The organism is Pseudarthrobacter sp. O4 (genome assembly GCF_050157025.1).
GTDB lineage: Bacteria > Actinomycetota > Actinomycetes > Actinomycetales > Micrococcaceae > Arthrobacter.
The window spans coordinates 1,712,441-1,736,872 of the sequence record NZ_CP189591.1; the positions used below are offsets into that span (position 1 = coordinate 1,712,441).

Sequence of the window (24,432 nt, forward strand, 5' to 3'; positions counted from 1 at the left end):
CGCTACTAAGGGGAACACCATGGGAACTCTGAAACTCCGACGCCGTCGCGCAGCACTGGCTGCCGGCCTCGCCACTCTGGCTATCGGTGCGGGCCTCGCTGCGGCGCCGGCCCACGCGGCGCCCGCCCGAAGCGCGATCGCGTACGTTGCGCTCGGCGACTCTTATGCCGCGGGCCAGGGAGCTGAGCACTACACGGATACAACCGCTCCTGCGTGCTTCGTGAGCAAGAAGGGATACCCGGTCCTGGGCGACCGAACTCAGGACGTGGAGCTCGTTGCCAACCTGGCTTGCAGCGGGAAGACGACCCAGGACGTCATCGACTTGCAATTGCCCCGTCTGACGCCGACGGCCAAACTTCTGACGATTACGGCCGGTGGCAACGATCTCAATGTCGGCGCCGTGGTGGTCGCGTGCGGGGGCGGTCTCCAAACCCCGGGCTGTGGTCCCGCGCTTCAGACGGCTCAGGCGAACCTCGCCCTGATCCCGGAACGGGTCGGCACCCTCATCCTGGCCGCCCACGCCGTTGCTCCTGAGGCAAAGATTGTTGTCACGGGCTATCCGCACCTGTTCGAACCCAGTATCGACGCCCTACCGGCCACGGCCAACACCTTCGTGGACGCCCTCAACGCATCGATAGCCGGCGCAGCAGCAGCGACATCGAGGCTAGGAGTCAACACTCAGTATGTGGATGTGGCTCCCGCCTTCGCCGGACACGGTCTCGGCTCAAAAGAGCCGTGGATCAACTTAGACCTGAGCGATGGGCTGACCCCCGACGACTACCACCCCAACGCCAAAGGTTACCGCTCCGGCTACTTCGAATCGCTGAAAGCTGCGGGCGTCTACACCGCGCCCTAGCGTCGCTTGGCGAGCCGGAACTCCAGCGCGTTGCGGACCATCGGCCATTCGTGTTCCAGGATGGAGAACACCACGGTGTCCCGGAGTGCTCCGTCGGCCGAGCGGCTGTGGCTGCGCAGCACACCGTCCTGTTTGGCGCCGAGCCGTGCGATGGCCTCGCGGGACTGGTGGTTGAGCCAGTGCGTCCGGAACTCGACGGCCGGGCAGCCGAGCGTCTCGAAGGCGTGCGCCAGCAGCAGCAGTTTGGAGTCCGGGTTGCTGCCGCTGCCGTGCGAGGACGCGGCGTTCCAGGTGGAGCCGATCTCCACCCGGGGCGTTTCGGCGTCGATGTTCATGTAGGTGGTCATGCCGATCACCTTGCCCGGTCCGCCCGTGGCGGGTTCAATCAGCCTCGTCGTGAACGGCAGCATGGAGCCGCGTTCCTGGAGAGCCAGGCGCCGGCTGATCTCCGCCGCCATCCCGTCCGGGGAGGGCACTCCGGTGTACCAGAGTTTCCACAGCTGACCGTCCCGGACCGCGTCCACCAGTCCATCGTGGTGGTCCTGGCTCAGCGGTTCGAGGACGACGTGCCGTCCGGTGAGGGTCATCGGTTCAAGGGCGGGTCCGTGGAGGGAAGTCACCGGACCATCCTAGAGGCGGTGGTGATGAACAGGTCAGTCAGTCCAGTCGAAGAAGCCCTTGCCGGTCTTGCGGCCCAGCTCGCCGCGCGCCACCTTGTCGCGCAGGATCTGCGGCGGCGCAAACCGCTCGCCGAGGGTGGAGGCAAGGTATTCGGCGATGCCCAGGCGGACGTCGAGGCCCACGATGTCGGTGGTGCGCAGCGGGCCGGTGGGGTGCTTGTAACCGAGCACCATGGCGTTGTCGATGTCCGCGGCCGAGGCCACCCCCTCTTCCACCATGCGCATCGCCTCCAGGGCGATCGCGACGCCAAGCCGTGAGGACGCGAAGCCCGGCGCGTCATTGACGACGACGGCGGTCTTGCCGAGCGCCTCGACCCAGCCGCGGGCGGCGCGGGCCAGCGGCCCGGAAGTGTGTTCACCAAGGACAACCTCGATCAGCGTCGATGCCGGCACCGGGTTGAAGAAATGCAGGCCCAGGAAGTTCTGCGGCCGCTTCAGCTCGCGGGCCAGGCCGTTGACCGAGAGAGACGAAGTGTTGGAGGCGAGGTACGCATCGGCGGCCAGGCGCTCCTCGATCCCGCGCAGCGAGGAAACCTTGAGGTCCCAGTCTTCGGGCACGGCCTCGATGACCAGCTGGCGGTCCTTGAAGTCGTCGTAGTCCACCGTCACGGAGAGACGGGAGACCATCTCGTCCAGGTTGCCGTCCGTGGCGCCGCGCTCGATGCTCTTGGCTGCTGCCGATTCCACCCGCTCGCGGGCAGCCTCGGCCGATTCCTCGTCGCGCTCGACCACGAGGACGTTGGCCCCGTTGATCAGGAAAGCGTGGGCGATGCCGGCCCCCATGCGGCCGCCGCCGAGGACGCCGACGGTGGCGGGAAGGTTATCGGCGGGAAGGTTCGCGGGAACGTTCGCGGGGAGTGCGGGGCTGCTCATGTCTACTTCTTCCGGTCTGACGTCGTGGCTGGCGTCGTGGAGGGCTTCGTGTCCGACGTCATATCGGACTTCTTGGCTGACTTTTTATCCAGGAAAGCCTGCATCCGGTCGAACTTGGCCTGGGATTCGAAGAGGATGCCCTGGGCCAGCTGGTCGATCAGGGGGTGCGACTCGGCCGGGGCGTGGAACACGGACTTGGTGATCCGTACCGCGAGGGGATCCTGCCGGGCGATCCTGTCGGCGAGGGCGTGGGCTGCGTCCATCAACGCGGGCGCTTCATGGATCTCGGTGATGAGGTTGACGGCGAGGGCCCGCTCGGCGCGCAGCACAACGCCGGCGAGCAGGATCTCCTTGGCCACGGCCTCCCCCACGAGCTCCTTCAAGCGCCAGCTGGCGCCGGCCGCGGCGAGGATGCCGAGTCCAGTCTCCGGGTTCCCGATCCGCACGCCGGGCGTGCCGATCCGGAAGTCCGCGGCATAGGCCAGTTCGGCGCCGCCGCCCAGGCAGAAGCCGTCCAGGGCCGCGATGACAGGCAGCGGGAGCTTGGCGATCCGCACGAAGATGGTGGAGTTGATGCCCTGCAGCGCGTCGTCCCGCCGGCGCTCGCGCAGCTGTCCGATGTCCGCCCCGGACGCAAAGACGCCCTCCGTGCCGGCGATGATGAGCACCTTGGGAGTCTGCTCCAGGGCTGCGCAAACCTGGTGGAGTTCGTCGACCATCTGCTGGTCGATGGCGTTGCGGACCTCGGGGCGGTTGAGCAGCACCACCAGCCGGTCCTCGCGCTCCTCGATCTTCAACGTGCTGAAGTCGTCCGGGTCGAGCCCCGTGCGGGCGGCCGCCACTAGACGCGCTCCAGCAGCATCGCGGTGCCCTGGCCGACGCCGATGCACATGGTGGCGAGGCCGAACCTGGCGTCTTCGCGTTCCATCCGGCCGAGCAGGGTGATGGCGAGCCGCGAGCCGGACGAACCCAGCGGGTGTCCCAGGGAGATTGCGCCGCCGTCGCGGTTCACAGTCTCCGGGTCCAGGCCGAGCCGGCGCATGCTGGCGAGTGACTGGGTGGCGAATGCCTCATTGAGTTCGACGGCGCCGAGGTCACCGACACTGAGCCCGGTCCGGGCCAGCACCTTCTGCGTGGCGGGGACGGGGCCGATGCCCATGATCTCGGGCTCGCAGCCGGCGGAGGCGCCGTCGACGATGCGGGCCCGCGGCGTCAGGCCGAGCTTCCTGATCGCCGCTTCGGAGGCCACGATGATGGCGGAGGCGCCGTCATTGAGGGTGGAGGAGTTGCCTGCGGTGACGATCGAGCCGCCGGCGACGACGGGGCGGAGACCGGCGAGCACGTCCATGGTGGTGCCGGCGCGGGGGCCTTCGTCGGTGTCCACGACGGTCTCGCCCTTGCGGGACTTGACGGTCACGGGGACGATTTCCGCGGCGAAGCGGCCCGCGGCGATGGCGGCGAGGGAGCGTTCGTGGGAGCGGACGGCGAACGCGTCTGCGTCCTCGCGGGAGATGCCGTCCACGCGGCCGACTTCCTCGGCCGTTTCCGGCATGGAGAACGTCATTTTGCCGTCCCGGGAAAGCCCGCCCTTCTTGAACAGCGGGTTGACGAAGCGCCAGCCGATGGAGGTGTCGAAGATTTCGCCCGGCTTCGCGAAGGCGGTCCGGGGCTTCTCCTGCACCCAGGGGGCGCGGCTCATGGACTCGACGCCGCCGGCGATCACGATGTCCGCGGCGCCGGACTTGATCATCTGGCTGGCCATGATGATGGCGCTCAGGCCGGAGGCACAGAGCCGGTTTACCGTGATGCCGGGAATGTGCAGGGGCAGTCCGGCCAGGATGGTGGCCATCCGGGCCACGTTGCGGTTTTCCTCGCCGGCGCCGTTGGCGTTGCCGAGGATCACCTCGTCGATGCTGTCCGGGTCGACGCCGGCACGGACCACCGCTTCGCGGACCACCAGGGCGGCCAGGTCATCGGGGCGGACGGCGGAAAGGGCGCCGCCGTAACGGCCGACGGGAGTCCGGGCACCGCCTACGAGAAATGCCTGCGGTCCTGCAACTGCTGATGCCATGGGTACACCCTTCACGCGATAAACGTCTCTGTCATCGAAAATCTGCCATCGAAATCTGTCATCAAAACGAACTGTCTGCGGCGGCAATCAGCGTCGACCGGCTCAGCGCCAATTTACCGACCGTTCGTTCTATAAAGATTACACGGCACGGCAAGGGGGTCAACCAGACCCCCGCAGGGTTACACGACGACGACGCCGAGGTGGCTGGCCAGCAGCGGGGCCAGCAGGGTGAGCTGGTAGTCGTCGATCACGAGGCCGGCGAGACTGCCCAGCCCGCTGAGGATGCGGAAGTCCGTGCCGCGGAGGTCGAAGTCCCTAAGCTTTGCGCCGCTCACGTCGAGAGTGCCGATGGTGCAGTTCTTGAGCACCACCCGGGTTGCTGTGGCGGATCCGAGGTCCAGTTCGCCGATGATGCAGTCGCTGATCTGCACGTCGGTCAGTTTGGAGCCGCGCAGGTTCAGGTAGTCGAGCTTGCCGCCGTCGATCCGCACCGACTGCCAGCCGCTTTCATAGAGTTCGGCGGAACCCCAGCGGGGGTTGCCGATCTCGACGTCGCGCAGGCTGCTCCTGGCCGCCGTGAACACGGGGGCGTACAGCTCCGAGAGGATGCAGTCGCGGAACGTGGCACCGCGCAGCTGTGTCTCATTGAAGGAGACGCCGGCAAACTCGCATTCGGCAAAGTCCGTTCCGCTGAGTTCCAGCCCGTCGGCGACCGCGCGGCTGTACCGGACGCCGTCGTACCGCTCCCCGCGCTGGAAGTCCGGGGACGGGTCGTCCCGCAGCTCTTCCAGCCGGACCGGCGTGAGCCGCGGGGCCGTGACCTTGGGCGCCTTGGCGGCGGTGCCGGATGCCCTGGAAGCAGCCGCCATCAGAGCGACTCGGCTTTGGCCGCGATTTCCGCCAGGTCCTTGGCGAGGGCTTTGCGGGTGATGCGCATTCCGATCGCGCCGAAGACGGCCATCATGACCTTGCTGAGCCGCGTCGGCTGGACCACCTCGGCGCCGAACGTCAGGGTGAGGTCCGTTCCGCCGTCACGATCGGCCAGCACGAAACGGGTGGTGTAGTCGGCACCGCCCTGCAGCGCCTTGACCGTGGTGCTGCCGGCAGCACCCCCGGCAGTGCTGGGCGAGGGAGGCTCGCTTTGGGACACCCACATTTCCACTGTTTCCGCGCGCCGCATCATGGTGCGGGTTTCCTTCCAGCGGGTGCCTTCGGCGTAGGGCCCCTCGGTGAGCATCTGGATCGAATCAATGCTGGACAGCGTTGCGGCCGATCCAGGGATGTCCGAAATGACCGCCCACACCTTGTCCGCCGGGGCATTGATGTGCTGGGTAAGGCTGGTTTTGTGGTCCATGGCTTTGAGCCTAGCCGGAAGCTCGGACCTTGAAACCCCCTGAAATAGTAAGCATGCTTTGTGTTATGGTGAAACAACGTTGAATTTCAACCGGAAACGAAAGGCGGTTCGCACCATGGGTATCGGAGACAAGATTCAGAACGAAGCAGAGCACCTCGGCGGCAAGGCCAAGGAAGCTACTGGAAACGCCACTGACAACGACCAGTTGCGCGCCGAGGGCCAGAAGGACCAGGTCGTCGCCGACGCGAAGAAGGTCGGCGAAAACGTCAAGGACGCCTTCAAGAAGGATTGATTTTTCGAGAACCGCGGCGTCGGACTTTCCTTTGGGGGAGGTCCGACGCCGCTTTTTTGTGCCCGGGGGTTGCGATTCGCCACAGATGGCCACTATCCCACCCGGATAGCGGCCATCTTCGTCACTTCGGGGTGAACCCGGCACATCCATGGCCTCCCCAGTGACCCGCAATGGCTCCAAGGCAATGATTCGCCACAGATGGCCGCTATCCCGACCGGTTAGCGGCCATCTTCGTCACTTGGATGCGGCGTTGGCGCGACCACGGCCCTTGAGGCATGACGCGGCGGCGACTCCGGCCCATGGGTGCTCACCGCGGCGACGGCTTAAGCGAGCGGCGGCGGCCACCTTGCGAAGGTGACCGCCGCCGTCGTCGTGTCTGCTTAGTTTTTCGGAACTAGCTGAAGAGCTCGCTCTTGGGCTCGTTGTTCTTGACCTTCTGCCAGCCAAACCACAGCAGCAGGGCGAAGAACGGGATGGTGGCCAGCGTCCACAGTCCGAGGTGGAACACCTCGCCGGTCGCCTTGTCCGTCATGGTGTCGAAGCCGATCAGTACGGTGATGGCCAGCAGTGCGATCAGGCCGGCCCAGCTGCTCCACGGCGAACCCGGCATCGGCAGGCTGGAGACCCGGCCCTTCTGGTGGCGCAGCGCGATCTGGCTGGCGAAGATGGCGCCCCAGGTGAAGATGACGCCGATGGAGGCCGTGTTGAGCGCGAGGTCGAAGGCGTGCGAGCCGCCCAGCCAGATGTTGAGCATGATGCCCACGAGGTAGAACGCGGCGATGGCGAGGATCGCCATGTACGGCACGTGGCGTGAGGACATCTTCGTGAGCCACTGCGGGGCGTGGCCGTTGTTGGCCATGGTGCGGAAGACGCGGCCGATCGAGTACAGGCCGGAGTTGCAGGAGGAGAGCGCGGCGGTGATGACGATCATGTTCATCACGTCGCCCACCCAGCCGAGGCCCATCTGGCCGAACACGGTGACGAACGGCGAAACGCCGGCCTTGTACTGGTCGGACGGCAGCAGCATGGCCAGCAGCAGGACGGAACCGACGTAGAACACCACGATGCGGAGGACGACGGCGCGGATCGCCTTGGGCACTTCACGCTTGGGATTCTGCATCTCGCCAGCGGTGATGCCGACCAGTTCGATGCCGTTGTAGGCGAAGATGACGGCGTTCAGGACGAGGACCATCACGAGGGCACCCTTGGGGAACATGCCGCCCTCGTCGTGGAACAGGTTCGCCACGGAGGCGTGGCCGTTGCCCACCTGGGCGTTCGTGACCACCATGAAGGTGCCGACGGCGAGGAAGATCAGGATGGCGCCGACCTTGAGGCAGGACGCCCAGAATTCAAACTCGCCGAACGCCTTGACGCTGAGCAGGTTCACGGCGACAAGCAGCGCGAGCGCGGCGATGGCTGACGCTTCGACCGGCACGTTGGGGAAGAAGAACTGGAAGTACAGGCCGATCGCGATCAGTTCCGCGATCCCGGTCATACCCCAGTTGATGAAGTACATCCAGCCTGAGATGAACGCGCCCTTCTTGCCGAACATCTCGCCCGCATAGCTGACGAAGGAGCCCGAGGTCTGGCGGTACATGATGAGCTCGCCCAGCGCCCGCATCAGCAGGTACGCGATGACGCCGGCGATGGCGTAGGAGAAGATCAGCGCCGGGCCCGTCGAGGCCAGGCGTCCGCCGGCCCCCATGAAGAGGCCGACGCCGATGGCGCCGCCCATCGAAATCATGGTCACATGACGGCCGCTCAGGGTCTTTTTGTAGCCCTCGGCGCTGAGGGTCGAGTCGACGGCGGTGGATTGCTCCGGCGCGCTCTTGAGTTCTGTGGGGGTAAGTGATGGCACAGCGGTTCCTTGTAGGTTGGGGTGTTGCCGGGACAGGACCGTGGATTCGGGTACATTCGGGTTTTGCCCCGGTGGGGCAGCAACGTGTACCGAACCTCACAAAGTCAAAGCTTCGCGCGGCTCATCCATCGTACTAGAATTCCTGGCTTGACCGTGACGCGGGCAACACCAGGCGGGTGCCATCCCTAATTAATGACGCCTAATCGGCAGAATGGCCGAATAATATTCTACTTTGGCCCCGAATATCCCGGCGTTTCCGTCAGCTACGCCAGGGCTCCGTCCCGCATGGCATACCGGAGCCAGGTCCCGGTGCCGGCGCCGTGCCCGGTTCCGCTTTGCCTGGCGCCGTGCCCGGTTCGGTTCCCGCTGCTGTTTACACCGGCGCACGTGCTGAACCACTCCCCCAGCGCGCGGTCGTGGCTGACCATGACCAGTGTCCCTGCGAAGTCCGAAAGGGCCGCTTCAAGCTGTTCCACCAGCGCGGGCGCCAGATGGTTGGTGGGCTCATCCACGAGCATCGTCCCGAACCCGCCCAACAGGAGCCGGGCGAGCGCCAGCCTGCGTTGTTGTCCTGCGGACAGGCTTCCCACCGGGACGTGGAATTCGGTGGTCCGGAAGAGCCCCAGGCGCAGCAGCGCCTCCGCGTGCTCATCGATGTTGCCGCCCAGGCCCGAGGCAAAAGCGGGCAAAAGACGCAACCCCGGGCGCTGCGGGAGCTCCAACTCCTGCTGCAGGTAACCGATCCGGCCGTGCGTCACCACGGTGCCCTTGGCCGGTTCCAGCGTGCCCGCGAGGACAGATAGCAGCGTGGACTTGCCTGCGCCATTGGGACCCGTGATGAGGATCTTCTGGCCCGCCTCCACCCGGAAGTCCGTTGGTTCCAGGCGGCCGGGCACGGCTACCCCCTTCGCTTCAAGAGCGGGGCCCGCTGCAACGTCCGCCCGCAGATCCGTTGCCAGCCGCAAGGGCACCGGCGGACGGTCAATGGGGTTTTCCTCCAGCCGGCGGAGACGCTCCTGGGCATTGCGGACCTTTCTGGTGACTGCCTTTTGCCACGTGCCGGCCTTGAAGTCGAACCCCATTTTGTCGCCGTCGCGTTTGCGGGCGTAGCCCATCTTCCCCGCGACCGTGTCCGCCTGGAGCCGTTCGGCAGCCATCGCGTCCTGCCACCCGTGGTACTGCTGCGCCCAGCGCTGGCGTTCGGCAGCCTTCTCCCGCAAGTAGCCTTCGTAGCCGTTGCCATACCGGTTGACCGTCCGGCGTTCGGCATCCACCTCAATCACGGTTGAGGCCACTTTGCGCAACAGCACGCGGTCGTGGGAGACCACCACCACGGTTCCGCGGTGCGCCGCCAGCCGCGCCTCCAGCCAGGCCGTGCCGCTGGCGTCAAGGTGGTTCGTGGGTTCGTCCAGGAGGAGGATGTCCGCGGGATCGGCCAGCACGCAGGCCAGTGCCACGCGTTCCTGTTCCCCGCCGGAGAGCGAGCCCAGTGTCCGCAACCGGTCCAGCCCGCCCAGGCCAAGCCGGTCCAGCGCCGCCTCCACCCGGGATTCCGCGGCGTAGCCTTCCCTGAGCTGGTACTGCGTCTGCAGGTTTCCGTAGCGCTCCAGTTCTTCCGTTTCAGCGGCGGCAAGCCCGTCCTCCAGACGGTCCAGCTCGGCCTCCAGTGCGCGGAGCGATTCCAGTGCGGCGTCGATCGCGTTGCTGACGGTGAACTGATCAGGCAGGCCATGGGTCTGGGCAAGGTAGCCCACGCGGCCTTGGCTGACGGCGGTGCCCTCGTCCGGGGCCTCGAGCCCGGCCAAAATCCGGAGCAGCGTGGATTTGCCCGCCCCGTTTTCGCCGACGATCGCCACATGTTCGCCGGCTGTGATGGCAATTTCGACGCCGGCAAACAGCTGGCGGTCCCCGTAACCATGGGATACGCCCGAAAGGCGGAGATGTTCGCTCAAGGAGTCCTCGCAAGTAGGTGCCCAGCCTGCCCGGCGGCGGCTTGCGTCGTCAAGTTCGCCGCCGCCGGCCAATACTGACGTGCGTGCCGCCGTCAGTTGGCGGCTCAGGCGGCGAGCACAACCGCCTTCTTGCGCCACGGGTTCGGACGGCGACTTCGGCGCACTGAAAAGAAAATTTAGGCGTCCCGAATATTGTACTTGACCGTGCCACCCTGCCTCGGCGCTAGGCTGGTGGCATGGGCAATGCTCTCCGCACACCACCGGCTCCACGGCCGGATCTTTATCGCGCCTCCCGGCTCGATCTCAGCACCGCCGGACTCTACGTGGCCGCGGTCGCATTCTTCACCGCGGCCGGCGATGTGTTGGCGCCGCTGCTGCTGCAGATCTCGCCTAACCCGGCCGTTGCGTCCTTTTCGGTGAACCTGATCTTCTACGGGACCATCGGCGTCCTGGCCCTGGCTGCGGTGCGCCGCGTCGCCGCGCGCGATCTCCGCGTCCTGGCCACGAGGCCGTGGTTCACGCTCCTCATGGTCCCGCTGGCGGTGGTGGTCATGATGATCCTGACCGCGTTCCTGGTCGTTATGAGCGGGCCGGTGCAGACATCGGCGAACCAGGCGGGACTGCAGGCGCTCATGCAGCAGGTCCCGGTCTGGCTGATGGTGCCTCTGCTGGTGGTCGTAGGCCCCTTCGTGGAGGAGTACATCTTCCGCCACCTGCTGATCGGCAAGCTGAGCCGGCGGGTCAACATCTGGCTCTGCTGCGCCCTGTCCGTGGTGCTGTTTGCGGCCCTGCACATCGTCGGCCAGGAAGACCTGACCCTGCCCGTGCTGATGCCCTACCTCGCGATGGGCGCCGTCCTGGTGTTCGTCTACGTCTGGACCGGCAAGAACGTGATGTTCTCCTATTTCGTGCATGCCGCGAAGAACCTGCTGGCCGTCTTCTTCATCTATGCCATCCCGCCCGAGGTCCTTGAGCAGCTGCAGCAGATGCAGGGCTGATAGCCAGGGAGAAGGCCCGGGAATTCCACTGGGACCTACCGGCGGGGGCGCCGACGTCGTAGGTTCTTTCCATGACACTGAACATCCAGATCGCCGTGGACTGCGCGAATCCGCATGAGCTCGCCGATTGGTGGGCCAAGACCCTCGACTGGGCCGTGGAGCCGCAGGACGAGGGTTTCATCCGCTCCATGGTCGAGCAGGGCTTCGCGACGGAGGCGGACACCATGACCCACCACGGCAATCTCGTGTGGGGTGCCGGGGCAGCCATCCGCCCGCCCGAGGAACTCGACGCCAAGTCGCCCGCCCGTCGCATTCTGTTCCAGACGGTCCCGGAAGAAAAAACCGTCAAGAACCGGATCCATTGGGACGTGAGGCTCGCGGGCGCGGACAAGGACGAGGTGCGCAGGGCCCTTGAGGCGCGCGGCGCCACGTTCCTCTGGACCGCCAGCCAGGGACCGCATTCCTGGCACACCATGGCCGACCCGGAAGGCAACGAGTTCTGCATCGGCTGAGCCGATTACTAGACTCGGACTGTGAGCAACGAAATCCCCGCCAAGGTATCCGACGTCTTTGACCCCACCCGGTGGCGCACCGTGTCCGGTTTCGACGACTTCCAGGACATGACCTACCACCGGCAGGTGGAGCGCTCCGCGGACGGCACCGTGGTCCGGGATCTGCCCACCGTCCGCATTGCCTTCAACCGTCCCGAGGTCCGCAACGCGTTCCGCCCCGGCACCGTGGATGAGCTCTACCGCGCCATGGACCACGCCCGGATGACCCCGGATGTGGCCACGGTGCTGCTCACCGGCAACGGCCCCTCCGAAAAGGACGGCGGCCACTCCTTCTGCTCCGGCGGGGACCAGCGGATCCGCGGCCGCGACGGGTACCGGTACGCCAACGGTGAAACGACGGAAACCATCGACCCGGCCCGCGCCGGCCGGCTCCACATCCTCGAGGTCCAGCGGCTCATGCGAACGATGCCCAAGGTGGTGATCGCCGTCGTCAACGGCTGGGCGGCCGGCGGCGGGCACTCGCTGCACGTCGTTTCCGACCTCACCATCGCGTCCCGCCAGCACGGCAAGTTCAAGCAGACCGACGCCACCGTGGGAAGCTTCGACGCCGGCTACGGCTCCGCGCTGCTGGCCCGCCAGATCGGCCAGAAAGCCGCCCGCGAGATCTTCTTCCTGGCCCGCGAATATTCGGCGGAGGACATGGTCCGGCTGGGAGCGGTCAACGAGGCCGTGGACCATGATCGCCTTGAGGCGGTTGCCCTGGAGTACGCCGCAGACATCGCCCGGCAGTCCCCGCAGGCCATCCGGATGCTCAAGTTCGCCTTCAACCTCGCCGACGACGGACTGGCCGGCCAGCAGGTCTTTGCCGGCGAGGCCACCCGGCTGGCCTACATGACCGACGAGGCCGTGGAGGGCAAGGAGGCCTTCCTGGAGAAGCGCGACCCGGACTGGTCCAAATTCCCGTACTATTTCTAAGGCGCCCCGTGACTTCCGCAGCTGTGAAGATCGAACCTGCCCTCGCGGCGCTGGCCGCTGCCCTCCGCGGCGAGGGACCCGCCGTCGAACTGTCCGTCGGCCCCGACGGTGCCCCGGCAGTTGAGCGGGTCGAAACGCCCGGGATCGAGGACGCCGCAGTCGTGGTGCGCACCTCCGGCTCCACCGGCACGCCCAAGGCGACGGTGCTGACGGTGGACGCGCTGGCCGCGTCCTCGATGGCCACGGCCGTGGCGCTCCAGGGCGAAGGCCAGTGGCTGCTGGCGCTTCCGGTGCAGTACGTGGCCGGCCTCCAGGTGCTGGTCCGCTCGCTCTTCGCCGGGACCCGGCCCTGGGTGATGGACCTCGGCGGCCGCTTCACGACCGAGGCCTTCACCGCCGCCGCGCTCGAACTGACGGACAAGATGCGGTTCACCTCGCTCGTCCCCACCCAGCTGCAGCGGCTGCTGGACTCCCCCTCGGCCGAGACCCTCGCCGTGCTCCGGCGCTTCAACGGGATCCTGCTGGGGGGCGCGCCGGCGTCGCCGGAGCTGCTCGCCGCGGCGCGCCAGGCCGGCATCCGCGTGGTGACGACCTACGGCTCTGCCGAAACAAGCGGCGGCTGCGTGTACGACGGTGTGCCGCTCGACGGCGTCGAGGTCAGGCTGGCCGACGACGGCCGTATCCTGCTCGGCGGCGCCACCATCGCCGCAGGCTATTTGGATGCCCCGGAACTCACCGCGGAAACCTTCGTGGAGCACGACGGCGTCCGCTGGTACCGCACCAACGACCTCGGCGAGCTGGACGAGGCCGGGAGGCTCACCGTCCTGGGCCGGGCCGACGACGTCATCATCACCGGCGGCGTAAAGGTTTCCGCCGCGCATGTTCAGGCGGAGCTGGAGCAGCTCGACGGCGTGCTGGCCGCTTTCGTCGCCGGCGTTCCCTCCGCAGAGTGGGGACAGGCCCTTGCCGCCTACGTGGCTGTGGCCGACAGCTCCCCGGAAGCCATCGCGGCCTTCACCGCAAGTGCCGCCTGGGCGCCGGTCCTGGGCCAGCTGGCCCCGAAGACCGTGCTGGCCGCCGGCGAACTTCTCATGCTGCCGAACGGGAAACCGGACCGGCTGGGCATGACTGTTCGGCTCAACGAGCTGCATCAGGGAAAATAGATGAGCCGGGCACTCCCGGCTTCGCCAAACCAACACGAGGTACTGAACGTGGCAACAGCCGCTCAATGGATCCAAGGCGCCCGTCTGCGCACCCTGCCGGCCGCGATCGCGCCCGTCCTGATCGGCACCGCAGCCGCGTACGAGATGGACGGTTTCCGCCCGCTCAACGCCGTCCTGGCCACGCTGGTGGCCCTGCTGCTGCAGATCGGCGTGAACTACGCCAACGATTATTCGGACGGCATCCGCGGCACCGACGAGGAGCGCGTCGGCCCGCTGCGGCTGGTCGGCTCCGGCGCCGCAAAGCCCGAGCAGGTCAAGTACGCTGCCTTCGCCGCGTTCGGGCTGGCCATGGTGTTCGGGCTGACGCTGGTCATCATCACACAGAGCTGGTGGCTGATCCTGGTGGGTCTCGGCTGCGTCCTCGCGGCGTGGGGCTACACGGGAGGCAAGAACCCCTACGGCTACCTCGGCCTCGGCGACGTGTTCGTCTTTGTGTTCTTCGGGCTCGTGGCCACGCTCGGCACCGCCTATACGCAGGCCGGCCAGCTGAGCCTCGCCGCCATCATCGGCGCGATCGGCACGGGACTCATTGCCTGCGCCCTGCTCATGGCCAACAATGTCCGCGATATCCCGACGGACCGGAAAGCCGGGAAGAAGACCCTGGCGGTCCGGCTCGGGGACAAGCACGCCCGGGAAAGCTACGTACTGATGCTCGCCGTCGCGATCCTGCTCGTGATTGTGCTGGCGCCGACCCGGCCGTGGATGCTCACTGTGCTGCTGCTGATCCCGGCCTGCCTGATGCCGTCCTGGCTGATGATCGCCGGCCGCAGGCGCAAGAGCCTGATTCCGGTGCTCAAGCAGACCGGGCTGATCAACCTCGGCTACGCCGTGCTGTTCTCGCTGGGGCTGGTGCTGAGCCGCGGATTCTAGCGGCCCTCAGGCAGCTCGGGGCAGACAGCGGCCGGCAGTGCCTGCTTGAGGGACTCCTTGGTCTAAGAGTCCTTAGGCCGGCTGGGCCGGCTGGCTTTGTGGACGGTGATGTCCGGGTGCTCATCGACGAGGCGGTCCTCGGCGTCGGCGTCGGCGACTTCACCTGCGCTGCGCAGCGGCTTCGCCTTGCCCGAGAACCGCTGGTGGAGCGTTGCTGCCGCCGCGTCGCGCTGCTTCTGGAAGAACAGGTAGCTGATGGCGAAAGCCATCATGCCGGCGCAGAGGACGGCCAGGAGCCATCCGAGCTGCAGGTAGACAAACAGCGCGAACAATGGCGCGAACAACGCGAGCCGGATCAGGGAGTATTTCAGGAAAGCCACACTTCAAGTTTAGCCTTCCGGCCGTGGGCGCATCCCATCGGCGTACCCGGCGTCGCCGCTGCCTCCCGGCGGAGGCAGCGGCGACGCCGGAGACTCCCCCGGAGGCTAGACTGATTACATGCTCCGTGTAGTGGTCGCCGTCGCCGTTCTCGTCGTGTTTGTCTACGGACTCGTCGACGTGATCCGCACTGATGCCCGCCAGACCAGGGGCATTTCCAAGCCTGCGTGGATCGTCGTGCAGATTGTCCTGCCCGTGATCGGTGCCATCCTGTGGTTCCTGATCGGCCGCCCGCGCGGCACCGGCCCGGCTCCCGTTACGTACAGCCACCCCATCGCCCCGGACGACGATCCGGACTTCCTGCGCAACCTTGAGATCCGCCGCCGCAACCAGGCCGAGTCGGACCGGCTCAAGAAGCTCAAGGACGAGCTGGATGCCAAGGGGCGCAAGCTCGACGGCGGCGACAGCAGCCCCGGTGAGGGCCAAGGCTCCGAATCCGGCGAGACGCACGGCTCCGGCGACGCCGGCACACAGGGCACCGACGAGGTCAAATAGCACCTTCTGGCCCTCCCGGCAGGCATTCCCTTCCCCGGCACCCACGCCCGGCTGCGTCCGATCTGGGGCCGGGCCCTTCCCATTCGCCACAGACGGCCGGAATTCCAGCCCCCATAACGGCCATCTCCGGCAAATCGCCGCTCAACCGCGCCGCACTGCTCCTGGACCAACATCACCCGTACAGGCCCCGGCATCCTGTTGCCCCCTGAGGCCGGCCCACCAGCCCGGGCAGCCGGCCCGGGCAGCCACCAACCCCGGGCAGCCACGCGGCGATTCGCCGCCGACGGCCGCAATACCAGCCTCATAGCGGCCATCTCCGTCACATGGCCACCACTCAACCACGCCGGTGCATTGCTGCTCACTAGTCCGACTCCTCCCCCACACCCTGCCTGTCCTGTGGATAACCCCCGGCACCTCTACGAGTGGGCGCAGAATGCTCGTATGCGCCACCCCAGCGAGCTTCCCCCGCATCTTCGAAACCATCCCTTCACCGTGGCCGAGGCCCGCAATGCCGGGCTGGGCCGCCGACGGACCCGGGCTCGGGATCTCGTCAGCCCCTGTTACGGAGTGCGTGCCACGGCCGCCACCCCGTACAGTTTGCTGGAACGCGTGCATGCCCTCACTGCTGTGACCAGCGCAGTCGTGAGCCATCTGTCTGCGGCAGTGCTGTGGGGCTTCCCCCTGCCGCAGGCCTTGGAGAACCTGACTGTCGTCCATCTGACGAGTCGGCCGGGCCAGCGGGCTGTGCGGCGTAGGAACGTCGTGGGCCACGAGCACTCACTTGAACCGGAGGAGATCGTGGCTGGCGTCAGGGTGAGCTGCACCTCTCCACTGCGGACGTGGTTCGACCTGGCCGGCATGATGAGCCTCGATGACTTGGTGATTGCAGGGGACTTCCTGCTGCGGCGGAGGAACCCACTGCGGCCGTATGGTTTTGTGAGACAGCTTGTTAGGAGTCCTTTCTCGCATGACCGAACGTAAGAAGTACACGCAGCAGTACAAGGATGATGCCGTCGAGCTGGTGATCTCCTCGGGCCGGCCGATCGCTCAGGTATGCGTCGATATCGGCGTCAACGAGGGAACGCTGGGGAACTGGGTGCGGACGTACCGGGCGGATCATCCGGAGCGGTTCAGCGGGGAGGAAAAGGCGCCGGTGTCCTGGGATGAGCACCAGAAGGCGTTGGCCGAGATCGCCAAGCTGAAGCAGGAGAACGATTTCCTGGGAAAAGTCAGCGCCTTCTTTGCAGCGAAGCAACGGTAGAGGATTTCTACGAGTTCATCGAAGCTCAGAAGGCGAACCATCCGATTGCCTGGTTGTGCCGTGCCCTGAAGGTTTCCCGGGCCTCGTTCTACCGGTGGCGCAACCCCAAGGGCCCGTCCCCTCGGGCGGTGCGTCACCAGAAGCTGGTCACCGAGGTCACTGACCTGTTCAAGAAGGAAGAAGGCCGGGCCGGCAGGGACCAACTGGCCCTGATGCTCAACGCGAAGGGCGTGGCAGTATCCGCGCCCACGGTCGGGGCCATCATGCGTGAGCACGGTCTGCGGGGCCGCCCGGACCCGGGCCTGGAAGAAGACCACCGAGCAGGATCCGCAGGCGAAGACCGCGCACATCCGCAACCACATGCTCGACGAAAACGGTCAACGCGATTTCACGTCCACGGTGCCCGGGACCCGCTTGTGCGGGGACATCACGTACCTGCGCACCGGCGAGGGATGGCTGTACCTGGCCACCGTGATCGATCTGTGCACCGGCATGGTCATTGGCTGGTCGATGGCCGGACACATGCGCGCCAGCCTGTGCACGGATGCCCTGGCCATGGCCCGCGATCACGGCCGCCTCGCTGCCGACGGAGCAGTCTTTCACTCCGACAGAGGCTCGCAGTACACCTCGTCCGAATTCCAAAAATGGTGTGGCGGGAACGGCGTCACCCAGTCCATGGGCGAGGTCGGCGTGTGCTGGGACAATGCCGTGGCCGAAAATTTCTTCTCGCACCTGAAGACGGAGATGTACCACCTCCACACCTTCGCCAGCAGGCTCGCGGCCAGGACCGCAGTCATGGACTACATCGAAGGCTGGTACAACCGCCGCAGGCCCAACCGCCGGGCCGGCGGCATACCACCGGCCAGAGCTCTCGCAAATCATCAGACCGCCGACCACGAACCCGTGGCCGCGTAACCCGAATCAACTACGAAACTGTCTCAAAAACTTGACGAACGCACCACTGACCACTATCGATGCACTGGACGCATTCCTCGCCGGGAAGCAGGGCAGGACGGGCTACCGGCGCGCTTTGCGGGCCAGGACCCTGATTCGCGCTGACACGGACTCCCCCAAAGAGACCGAACTCCGGCTGCTTCTGGTCCGCTATGGTTTGCCCGAACCTGGGATTAACGTCCCGATTTTCGACGAGACCGGCAGTTGGATCCAGGACCCGGACCTTTCCTATGAGCAAGAAAAGATAGCGATCCAGTACGACGGCGGTCATCACGCCAGTCCGGCCCAGCGTCGCAGCGATATCTTCCGGGATGAGAACGCCAGGGATGCAGGGTGGCGCGTCGTCGTACTGACCCAGTGGGATTTGACCCCGATTGCCCCTGGGATGGACCCGACTGCAGTGACCCGGGTGCGGGCGGCGCTGACCGAGCGCGGCTGGACCCCTGCCTCTGGCCTGAGGCCGAGGCGAAATCGCGGTGCTCGCGACGCCCGGCACTCATCTGACACGCCAAGCAGGGTTCCTTAGCGGCCTTCTGTGGCGAATCGCGAGGCTTCAGGGTGCAAGCGAACCAGGGTGCGGGCGAACCCGGCCGCCGGCGCTGACCGATGTTACCGAGCGCGGCTGGACCCCTGCCCCTGGCCTGAGGCCGAGGCGAAATCGCGGTGCTCGCGACGCCCGGCACCCATCTGACACGAATGGCCGCTAAGCGGGGTTCCTTAGCGGCCTTCTGCGGCGAATCGATGGAGTGCATGCTGGCGGGATGTAACCAAAGCATCCTTGGCCGAACCCCCACCACACCCGACCAAAGAACACGTCCCGCCCGGCACCCATCTGACACGAATGGCCGCTAAGCAGTGTCCTTAGCGGCCATTCGTGGCGAATCGCGGAGCTGCGGCCCGGGACAGCCGCCTGCGCAACGGAGGTCTACAACCCCGAGTAGGAGTGCAGGCCGTTGAAGAACTGGTTCACAATCGTGAAGTTGAAGACCACGCAGAGATAGCCGACAATCGATAGCCAGGCGGCACGGGTTCCGGTCCAGCCGCGCGTGGCGCGGGCGTGCAGGTAGCCAGCGTAGACCACCCAGATCACGAACGTCCAGACTTCCTTGGTGTCCCAGCCCCAGAAGCGGCCCCAGGCCTTCTCAGCCCAGATGGCGCCGAACATGAGCGTGAAGGTCCAGCCGACGAAAGCGATGGCGTTGATCCGATAGGACAGGTTCTCGAGGCTGAGCGCGGACGGAACCAGACGCATGAAGCCCAGCTTGTCCGCGCCGCCGGCTGAGACAGTCTTCTGCCGGTGTGCCTGGACCAGCTGCAGCGCGGACATCGCGAAGGTCAGGGTGAAGAGCGCGGAGGAGATCACCGCGATGGAGACATGGATGATCAGCCAGTAGCTCTGCAATGCGGGAACGAGGTGGCCGACGGGCGTCCAGAAGGCCACGGCGGCCGCAACCAGCATGATGATTGCCAGGCCGATCACGAACGTGCCCAGGAAGCGGAGGTCGCGCCGGATCAGTACCAGCAGGAAGACCGCCACGGCCACGAATGCGCCGGTGGTCAGGAATTCGTACATATTCCCCCACGGCACCCGGCCTGCACCAAGTGCCCGCGTGATGACGCCGGCCGCGTGGATCGCCGCGCCAAGCACGGTCACGGCGACGGCGACCCGGGCCGGGACGCGGCGCTCGGTGGCGTAGCGCATACCGCCGTCGGCCGTGTGGCCGATCCCGGCGCTGTTCCCGGGCACGGCCCGCGAGAGGGACGACGACGGGCGCTCGGAACGGCCGACAGGCCCGGCCACGTCCGAATCGGCGCGGTCAACAGCGCCCGAAGCCGCCCCTACGCCGGCACCTACCGGAACACGGGCTGCCTCAGGGCTGGTGGCACCCGAGAGCTCGGCAGCCTTGAGGTCCACGGCGCGCAATACCTTGCTGCTCTTGGCCAGGTCCCAGGCGAAGGCGATGAACGCCACCGTGTAGGTGCCTGCCGCGAGGAGCATGAACAGCTCGCTGTACTGGCCCATGGTTTCGTTGATGGGGAACATTACTGATCCTTCTTTGACTCAGGCGAGCCGGCTGATGACGGGATGAAGTCTGTTGCGGGATGGTCCGGGGAGGCTTGCTCTCGGCTGGCACCGGGCACGTCCGCATCCGCCCGGTCATTATCCGTCTTTCCGCTGGGAGCTGACTGGGAACCCGTTGCCGAACCGGCGCCGGACGCCCCGGTGCCCGGATCGAGCAACTCCCATTCGTCCGCCAGCAGCGCCCGGATCCTGGCGGCTTCGCCGGCAAGCCGGTGGTCCTCGCCGCGGGCCAGGAGTCCGTATTCGACCATCGTGCGGCCGTCCGCGTGAGTTCCGGTCCGCACCCAGACGCGGCGGCGGTTCACGTAGAGCGAGGTGACCAGGCCGGCGACCGCCAAAAGCGCGAAGATCAGGGCGTAGAGCTGGCCCGGGTTGTGGTGGATGTCCACGCCGACGTAGCGCTTCACGCCATCGAAGCTGATGGATCCCTTGCCATCCGGCAGGGTTTGGGTGGTTCCCGGCGTCAGGACGATGCCCTTGGTGTCCAGATTCCGGGCGTTGAGCGGCGTCAGTTTCTTGACGTCGAGCTCGAAGACGTTCTGCGGGGCGCCGTCGTTCAGGCCGAGGTCGCCGAAGTACGAGTTCAGGGTCAGCTGCGGGTTGATCAGCTCCGGATCGCCGCTGAAGGACACGCCCTGGTCGGTGACGAAGGCCGTGGGGAGGAAGAAGCCGGCAAAGGCAAGCTGTTCCGGCTTGGCGTCGGGGACCTTGATGACCACCGAAGAGTAGTAGTTGTCGCCCTGGAGCTTGGCGACCACCGGGCCCTGCATGGCGACGTTGCCGGCGGCGTCGCGGATGGTGACGATGGGGGCGTAGCCGTTGCCGGTGAGGTACATGCTGGTGCCGCCAAGGGTGAGGGGATCATTGACCTTGAGCACCTCCTTCTTGGCGGGCGCGTCCGGGGACTCCTTCGTGGTCATGTCGGCCTTGAAGTCGATGGGCTGGCCAAACTTACCCTTCGATTCGCGGTCGAAGGTGATCTGGAACTTGTCCAGCTGGACCGAATACGGCTCCAGCCGGCTGCTCTGGAAGTTGGTGCCCGGGGTGAACTGGTCGTAGCCGACCAGGGTGTTCACGAAGGTGTCCCCTTCCACCAGGATCCGCTGCCCGCTGTACCCGAAGAGGCCGCCGATCGCGACGGAGACCAGCACGCCGATCAGCGAGGTGTGGAAGAGGAGGTTGCCGACTTCACGCAGGAAGCCCCGCTCCGCCCCCAGCGACGGCCGCGCGCCGTCGCGGTCCCGGACGTCGACGCGGTAGCCGCGCTTCTTCAGCAGTTCGGCCGCCTCGGTGATGGCGCGCGACGCCGGGATCCCGGCGTCGGCGGGGATCACGAGGGTGCCGTACTCCGGCAGCCGGGAGAGCCGGGCAGGCGTGCGCGGCGGCTGGGAGCGCATGGCCTTGTAATGCGCAATGGCCCGGGGAACGACGCAGCCGATCAGGGAGATGAACAGCAGGATGTAGATCGCGGAGAACCAGGCCGAGGAGTACACGTCATACAGCTGCAGCGTGTCCAGGAGCTTGCCGTAGTCCGGGTGGTCCTTGATGTACTGCGTGACGATTGACGGGTTGGCGGGCCGCTGCGGGAACAGCGAGCCGGGCACCGCCGCGACCGCGAGCATCAACAGGAGGAACAAGGCCGTGCGCATGCTGGTCAGCTGGGTCCAGGCCCAGCGGAGCATGCCCAGCGGGCCGAGCACCGGAAGAACAGCTTCCGCCTTTGCGGTGGATACAGCATCCGCGGTGGGCTTGGCAGCCGGAACGGGCTTGCCGTCCGGCATGGTGCCGGGGGCCGGGGACTTCTTGTCTACGTTCACTCGCTCGCTCATCAGATCGGCAATTTCACATCGGTTTGGAACCAGTACTGCAACCCGGAGACCCAGGTCCCCCACACTCCGCTGGCCATCAGCAGCCCCAGCACAATCAGGATGCCGCCGCCGGTGCGCTGGATCGCGAGCCGGTGTTTGCGGAAGAAGGACATCACGCCGATGCCGCGGCGCACGGCCAGGGCGATCAGCAGGAACGGAATGCCCAGGCCAAGGCTATACACGAAGGCCAGGAAGGCGCCCTTGGCCGCGGAGGATCCGCCGGAGAGGCTCAGGAGCTGGACCGCGGAATAGGTGGGCCCGATGCACGGCGCCCAGCCAAGGCCGAAGGTGATACCCAGCAACGGCGCACCCCACAGACCGGCCGGCGGCCTGGCATGGATTTTGGCATCGCGCTGGAGCCAGCCGAAGCCGCCCATGAACACGACGCCCATGATGATCACCAGCACGCCGAGCAGCTGAGTGATCCATTTGTTCTCCGAACCGGTGATCAGTGTCCCCAGCTGCCCGAATGCCCCGCCGAGCAGCACGAAGATCACCGAGAAGCCCAGGACGAAGAGCCCGATGCCGGCCAGCATGCGGCCGCGCTTCTGCTTCTGGAGGTCGACGCCGGTCAGCCCGGTGACGTAGCCCAGATAGCCGGGGACGAGCGGCAGCACGCAGGGCGAGAGGAAGGAGACGAATCCGGCCAGCAGCGCCACCGGGATGGCCAGCAGGAGCGAACCATTCAGGATGGCTTCGGCGAAGGGGCTGTTCACGGTGGGGCCGTCCGCTACTCGGCCACGGCAGCGGCAATGAGGGACTTGAGGGTCCCCCTCTGGATTTCGCCGAGGACACGGGAAGCTACCCGGCCCTGCTTGTCCAGCACCAGCGTGGTGGGGACGGCTCCTGGCGGCACGAGTCCGGACACGGCCAAAAGCACGGCGCCGTCCTTGTCGTTGAAGCTCGGGTAGGTGAGGTTGAACGTCTTGTCGAACGCATCCGCGGTGGCCTTCTCGTCACGGAGGTTTACACCATAGAACTGCACACCCTGGTCCTTGAACTCCTGGTGCAGGGCCTCCAGCGAGGGCGCTTCCACCCGGCACGGGGCGCAGGCGGCGAACCAGAAGTTGAGCACGGTGACTTTGCCCTGGAAGTCCTCCGGCGCGACGGCCGTGCCGTCAAAGAGCGTCCCCTTGAAACCGACCGGGGTCTTCCGGTCCGCGACGGCGAACTCCGTCACCGAACCGTCACCGGCCACGTAGTTCTTGTTGTCGCCGGCCTTGGCCTGCTTCGCCAAGGCATCTTCCTGGGCGCAGCCGGAGAGCCCCAGCACGACGGCGAGCGCCGCACCGCCTGCTGTCAGGACGCTGCGGCGAGAGAGTGGTCCGTTCCGGTCGCTCATGCTCAGGCTCCCGGGGTGCTGGACGCACCGGGCAGGAGGGCGGCTGCGGGCTCGCTGTACTCAACGCGCACAAGGCTGCCGGCGTCGTCGAACACCAGCGACGTGACCGAGGTAAGGGTGCATTCCCGCTTGCGTGGGTCGTGCCAGAGGGGCCTGCCTTCGGCGCTGAGCCGGGTGGCCCAGATGGGCAGCTGATGGCTGACAAGGATGGCTTCGGCGCCGTCGCCGCCGAGTTCGATGGCCCGCAACCGTGCGTCCTGGACGGCGGCGATGACCCGGGCGGCCTGGTCCTTGTATGGCTCGCCCCAGGAGGGCCGGAACGGGTTGCGCAGCATCGGCCAGTGCTTCGGCTTCAGGATTTCCGCCTTGCTGACGTGGAGCCCCTCGAAGTAGTTGGCGGCCTCGATGATCCGCGCATCGGTGGTGATCTCGAGGCTGAGCGCCTCGGAGATGGGCTGTGCCGTCTCCTGCGCGCGGATCAGCGGAGAGGCTGCCAGATGGACTATGTTCGCCCCCTGCGCGGACCGCTCCCTGAAGTGCTCCGCCAGCGTCCGGGCCATCTCCCGGCCGAGCTCGGATAGGTGGAACTCCGGCAGCCTTCCATACAGGATGCCGTCGGGATTGTTGACCTCGCCGTGGCGGAGCAAATGAACAGTGGCTTGGGGCATGTGTACCAGTTTCTCAAAGGGCAGGGGCAATGACGAAATCTTCTACAAGAAGTAGAACTCAAGTGTTTTGAAAAATGTTCCCCAGGGTTGGAATAAAAGATGCAAATGCATGTTTATACTGGGTGAAGCAGTTAGTTGAGACTTCAACAAATGAGGTTCAAGTGACGATCAGACTTAGTGCACGACCCACCCGACTCAAGGAGAACACCATGGCACTTCCCGCCAACATCACCACCGGCACCTGGACCCTCGACAACTCGCACAGCGAGATTGCCTTCACCGTCCGCCACGCGGGCATCAGCAAGGTCCGCGGCCAGTTCAAGGACGCCGAAGCCACCCTGGACCTCGCCGAGAACGTCGCCGACTCCAAGGTGAATGCCACCATCAAGACGGCGAGCTTCGACTCCGGCGACGTCAACCGCGACGGCCACGTCCGCGGCGAAGACTTCTTCGACGTCGAAAAGTTCCCGGAAATCTCCTTCGTCTCCAACAACATCGTCCCCAAGGGTGACGCCTACGAACTCCAGGGCGAACTCACCATCAAGGGTGTTACCCGCCCGGTGGCCCTCGAGACCGAGTTCAACGGTGTAGCTGTCGACCCGTTCGGCCTGACCCGCGCCGGCCTGTCCGCCGAAACCATTATCAGCCGCAAGGACTTCGGCCTGACCTGGAACGCAGTCCTGGACGCCGGCGGCGTGCTGGTCAGCGACAAGGTTGCCGTCAACCTCGAACTGGCTTTCATCGCCCCCGCAGCATAGTCAACGCCTGCAGCCGCACCCCGCTTCATCCCTGGGATGGGGCGGGGTGCT

The 24,432-nt window shown here is 66.3% G+C and carries 24 protein-coding genes and 1 pseudogene; 11 read left to right on the plus strand and 14 right to left on the minus strand.

Annotated features, from left to right (window positions below; all coding sequences use genetic code 11):
- The first annotated feature begins 19 nt into the window (after nucleotides 1–19).
- On the plus strand, nucleotides 20–856 hold the full coding sequence (locus tag ACQCSU_RS07820) for an SGNH/GDSL hydrolase family protein (protein WP_426979181.1): 837 nt from the start codon (nucleotides 20–22) through the stop codon (nucleotides 854–856).
- Here ACQCSU_RS07820 and ACQCSU_RS07825 read toward each other — a convergent pair.
- The 6 genes from ACQCSU_RS07825 to ACQCSU_RS07850 form a co-directional block, all read right to left on the minus strand.
- Nucleotides 853–1,443: a GNAT family N-acetyltransferase gene (locus ACQCSU_RS07825; RefSeq protein WP_426979744.1), complete on the minus strand. Its 591-nt coding sequence runs from the start codon at nucleotides 1,441–1,443 to the stop codon at nucleotides 853–855. The genes ACQCSU_RS07820 and ACQCSU_RS07825 overlap by 4 nt on opposite strands.
- 66 nt (nucleotides 1,444–1,509) lie before the next feature.
- Nucleotides 1,510–2,409, minus strand: coding sequence for a 3-hydroxyacyl-CoA dehydrogenase family protein (locus tag ACQCSU_RS07830; protein WP_426979182.1), 900 nt, complete (start codon nucleotides 2,407–2,409; stop codon nucleotides 1,510–1,512).
- 2 nt (nucleotides 2,410–2,411) lie between these two features.
- The gene (locus tag ACQCSU_RS07835) at nucleotides 2,412–3,251 is read right to left on the minus strand and encodes an enoyl-CoA hydratase/isomerase family protein (protein WP_426979183.1); all 840 of its coding nucleotides are present in this window, start codon (nucleotides 3,249–3,251) and stop codon (nucleotides 2,412–2,414) included.
- Nucleotides 3,251–4,480, minus strand: coding sequence for a thiolase family protein (locus ACQCSU_RS07840; RefSeq protein ID WP_426979184.1), 1,230 nt, complete (start codon nucleotides 4,478–4,480; stop codon nucleotides 3,251–3,253). Before ACQCSU_RS07840 ends, ACQCSU_RS07835 begins: the two co-directional genes overlap by 1 nt.
- 179 nt (nucleotides 4,481–4,659) lie before the next feature.
- Nucleotides 4,660–5,349 carry a pentapeptide repeat-containing protein gene (locus ACQCSU_RS07845; RefSeq protein WP_426979185.1) on the minus strand — a complete coding sequence of 230 codons (690 nt, stop codon included), beginning with the start codon at nucleotides 5,347–5,349 and terminating at the stop codon, nucleotides 4,660–4,662.
- Nucleotides 5,349–5,834, minus strand: coding sequence for an SRPBCC family protein (locus ACQCSU_RS07850; RefSeq protein ID WP_426979186.1), 486 nt, complete (start codon nucleotides 5,832–5,834; stop codon nucleotides 5,349–5,351). The genes ACQCSU_RS07845 and ACQCSU_RS07850 overlap by 1 nt, the downstream gene beginning before the upstream one ends.
- Before the next feature lie 115 nt (nucleotides 5,835–5,949).
- Between ACQCSU_RS07850 and ACQCSU_RS07855 the strand changes: the two genes are divergently transcribed.
- Complete coding sequence (locus ACQCSU_RS07855; protein WP_354185878.1) at nucleotides 5,950–6,126, plus strand: CsbD family protein; 177 nt, start codon at nucleotides 5,950–5,952, stop codon at nucleotides 6,124–6,126.
- A 394-nt stretch (nucleotides 6,127–6,520) separates the two neighbouring features.
- Here ACQCSU_RS07855 and ACQCSU_RS07860 read toward each other — a convergent pair whose 3' ends face one another.
- Both ACQCSU_RS07860 and abc-f read right to left on the minus strand, forming a co-directional pair.
- On the minus strand, nucleotides 6,521–7,984 hold the full coding sequence (locus ACQCSU_RS07860; protein WP_426979187.1) for an amino acid permease: 1,464 nt from the start codon (nucleotides 7,982–7,984) through the stop codon (nucleotides 6,521–6,523).
- Between the two features lie 263 nt (nucleotides 7,985–8,247).
- Nucleotides 8,248–9,936 carry a ribosomal protection-like ABC-F family protein gene (abc-f, locus tag ACQCSU_RS07865; protein WP_426979188.1) on the minus strand — a complete coding sequence of 563 codons (1,689 nt, stop codon included), beginning with the start codon at nucleotides 9,934–9,936 and terminating at the stop codon, nucleotides 8,248–8,250.
- A 236-nt stretch (nucleotides 9,937–10,172) separates the two neighbouring features.
- Between abc-f and ACQCSU_RS07870 the strand changes: the two genes are divergently transcribed.
- The 5 genes from ACQCSU_RS07870 to ACQCSU_RS07890 all read left to right on the plus strand — a co-directional run bounded on the left by ACQCSU_RS07870 (nucleotide 10,173) and on the right by ACQCSU_RS07890 (nucleotide 14,514).
- Complete coding sequence (locus ACQCSU_RS07870; protein WP_426979189.1) at nucleotides 10,173–10,934, plus strand: CPBP family intramembrane glutamic endopeptidase; 762 nt, start codon at nucleotides 10,173–10,175, stop codon at nucleotides 10,932–10,934.
- 71 nt (nucleotides 10,935–11,005) lie between these two features.
- Complete coding sequence (locus ACQCSU_RS07875; RefSeq protein ID WP_426979190.1) at nucleotides 11,006–11,446, plus strand: VOC family protein; 441 nt, start codon at nucleotides 11,006–11,008, stop codon at nucleotides 11,444–11,446.
- 21 nt (nucleotides 11,447–11,467) lie between these two features.
- Complete coding sequence (locus tag ACQCSU_RS07880) at nucleotides 11,468–12,421, plus strand: 1,4-dihydroxy-2-naphthoyl-CoA synthase (RefSeq protein WP_426979191.1); 954 nt, start codon at nucleotides 11,468–11,470, stop codon at nucleotides 12,419–12,421.
- A gap of 8 nt (nucleotides 12,422–12,429) precedes the next feature.
- Nucleotides 12,430–13,584, plus strand: coding sequence for an AMP-binding protein (locus tag ACQCSU_RS07885; RefSeq protein WP_426979192.1), 1,155 nt, complete (start codon nucleotides 12,430–12,432; stop codon nucleotides 13,582–13,584).
- A 48-nt stretch (nucleotides 13,585–13,632) separates the two neighbouring features.
- The gene (locus ACQCSU_RS07890) at nucleotides 13,633–14,514 is read left to right on the plus strand and encodes a 1,4-dihydroxy-2-naphthoate polyprenyltransferase (RefSeq protein WP_426979193.1); all 882 of its coding nucleotides are present in this window, start codon (nucleotides 13,633–13,635) and stop codon (nucleotides 14,512–14,514) included.
- Between the two features lie 62 nt (nucleotides 14,515–14,576).
- Here the strand turns inward: ACQCSU_RS07890 and ACQCSU_RS07895 are convergent, their stop codons facing one another.
- Complete coding sequence (locus tag ACQCSU_RS07895) at nucleotides 14,577–14,894, minus strand: DUF4229 domain-containing protein (RefSeq protein WP_426979194.1); 318 nt, start codon at nucleotides 14,892–14,894, stop codon at nucleotides 14,577–14,579.
- A gap of 118 nt (nucleotides 14,895–15,012) precedes the next feature.
- On the opposite strand from ACQCSU_RS07895, the gene ACQCSU_RS07900 reads away from it, so the two are divergent.
- From ACQCSU_RS07900 to ACQCSU_RS07910, 3 genes and pseudogenes are all read left to right on the plus strand, one after another.
- A complete protein-coding gene (locus tag ACQCSU_RS07900; RefSeq protein ID WP_426979195.1) occupies nucleotides 15,013–15,447 on the plus strand; it encodes a PLD nuclease N-terminal domain-containing protein in 435 nt (144 codons plus the stop codon).
- Between the two features lie 967 nt (nucleotides 15,448–16,414).
- A pseudogene (locus tag ACQCSU_RS07905) lies at nucleotides 16,415–17,623 on the plus strand (IS3 family transposase).
- 31 nt (nucleotides 17,624–17,654) lie between these two features.
- Nucleotides 17,655–18,188 carry a hypothetical protein gene (locus ACQCSU_RS07910; RefSeq protein ID WP_426979196.1) on the plus strand — a complete coding sequence of 178 codons (534 nt, stop codon included), beginning with the start codon at nucleotides 17,655–17,657 and terminating at the stop codon, nucleotides 18,186–18,188.
- A gap of 399 nt (nucleotides 18,189–18,587) precedes the next feature.
- Here the strand turns inward: ACQCSU_RS07910 and ccsB are convergent, their stop codons facing one another.
- The 5 genes from ccsB to ACQCSU_RS07935 are packed head-to-tail and all read right to left on the minus strand — an operon-like array spanning nucleotide 18,588 to nucleotide 23,623.
- A complete protein-coding gene (ccsB, locus tag ACQCSU_RS07915; RefSeq protein ID WP_426979197.1) occupies nucleotides 18,588–19,706 on the minus strand; it encodes a c-type cytochrome biogenesis protein CcsB in 1,119 nt (372 codons plus the stop codon).
- Nucleotides 19,706–21,574 carry a cytochrome c biogenesis protein ResB gene (gene resB, locus ACQCSU_RS07920; protein WP_426979198.1) on the minus strand — a complete coding sequence of 623 codons (1,869 nt, stop codon included), beginning with the start codon at nucleotides 21,572–21,574 and terminating at the stop codon, nucleotides 19,706–19,708. Before resB ends, ccsB begins: the two co-directional genes overlap by 1 nt.
- Complete coding sequence (locus ACQCSU_RS07925; RefSeq protein WP_426979199.1) at nucleotides 21,574–22,329, minus strand: cytochrome c biogenesis CcdA family protein; 756 nt, start codon at nucleotides 22,327–22,329, stop codon at nucleotides 21,574–21,576. The genes resB and ACQCSU_RS07925 overlap by 1 nt, the downstream gene beginning before the upstream one ends.
- 14 nt (nucleotides 22,330–22,343) lie before the next feature.
- The gene (locus tag ACQCSU_RS07930) at nucleotides 22,344–22,955 is read right to left on the minus strand and encodes a TlpA family protein disulfide reductase (RefSeq protein ID WP_426979200.1); all 612 of its coding nucleotides are present in this window, start codon (nucleotides 22,953–22,955) and stop codon (nucleotides 22,344–22,346) included.
- 2 nt (nucleotides 22,956–22,957) lie between these two features.
- Complete coding sequence (locus ACQCSU_RS07935) at nucleotides 22,958–23,623, minus strand: histidine phosphatase family protein (protein WP_426979201.1); 666 nt, start codon at nucleotides 23,621–23,623, stop codon at nucleotides 22,958–22,960.
- A gap of 209 nt (nucleotides 23,624–23,832) precedes the next feature.
- Between ACQCSU_RS07935 and ACQCSU_RS07940 the strand changes: the two genes are divergently transcribed.
- The gene (locus ACQCSU_RS07940; RefSeq protein WP_426979202.1) at nucleotides 23,833–24,381 is read left to right on the plus strand and encodes a YceI family protein; all 549 of its coding nucleotides are present in this window, start codon (nucleotides 23,833–23,835) and stop codon (nucleotides 24,379–24,381) included.
- Nucleotides 24,382–24,432: the final 51 nt, after the last annotated feature.

Coding starts and splice junctions, on each gene's coding strand:
- ACQCSU_RS07820 (WP_426979181.1), top strand. CDS start 20: ATGGGAACTCTGAAACTCCGACGCCGTCGCGCAGCACTGGCTGCCGGC.
- ACQCSU_RS07825 (WP_426979744.1), bottom strand. CDS start 1,443: ATGACCCTCACCGGACGGCACGTCGTCCTCGAACCGCTGAGCCAGGAC.
- ACQCSU_RS07830 (WP_426979182.1), bottom strand. CDS start 2,409: ATGAGCAGCCCCGCACTCCCCGCGAACGTTCCCGCGAACCTTCCCGCC.
- ACQCSU_RS07840 (WP_426979184.1), bottom strand. CDS start 4,480: ATGGCATCAGCAGTTGCAGGACCGCAGGCATTTCTCGTAGGCGGTGCC.
- ACQCSU_RS07845 (WP_426979185.1), bottom strand. CDS start 5,349: ATGGCGGCTGCTTCCAGGGCATCCGGCACCGCCGCCAAGGCGCCCAAG.
- ACQCSU_RS07850 (WP_426979186.1), bottom strand. CDS start 5,834: ATGGACCACAAAACCAGCCTTACCCAGCACATCAATGCCCCGGCGGAC.
- ACQCSU_RS07855 (WP_354185878.1), top strand. CDS start 5,950: ATGGGTATCGGAGACAAGATTCAGAACGAAGCAGAGCACCTCGGCGGC.
- ACQCSU_RS07870 (WP_426979189.1), top strand. CDS start 10,173: ATGGGCAATGCTCTCCGCACACCACCGGCTCCACGGCCGGATCTTTAT.
- ACQCSU_RS07875 (WP_426979190.1), top strand. CDS start 11,006: ATGACACTGAACATCCAGATCGCCGTGGACTGCGCGAATCCGCATGAG.
- ACQCSU_RS07900 (WP_426979195.1), top strand. CDS start 15,013: ATGCTCCGTGTAGTGGTCGCCGTCGCCGTTCTCGTCGTGTTTGTCTAC.
- ccsB (WP_426979197.1), bottom strand. CDS start 19,706: ATGTTCCCCATCAACGAAACCATGGGCCAGTACAGCGAGCTGTTCATG.
- resB (WP_426979198.1), bottom strand. CDS start 21,574: ATGAGCGAGCGAGTGAACGTAGACAAGAAGTCCCCGGCCCCCGGCACC.
- ACQCSU_RS07930 (WP_426979200.1), bottom strand. CDS start 22,955: ATGAGCGACCGGAACGGACCACTCTCTCGCCGCAGCGTCCTGACAGCA.
- ACQCSU_RS07935 (WP_426979201.1), bottom strand. CDS start 23,623: ATGCCCCAAGCCACTGTTCATTTGCTCCGCCACGGCGAGGTCAACAAT.
- ACQCSU_RS07940 (WP_426979202.1), top strand. CDS start 23,833: ATGGCACTTCCCGCCAACATCACCACCGGCACCTGGACCCTCGACAAC.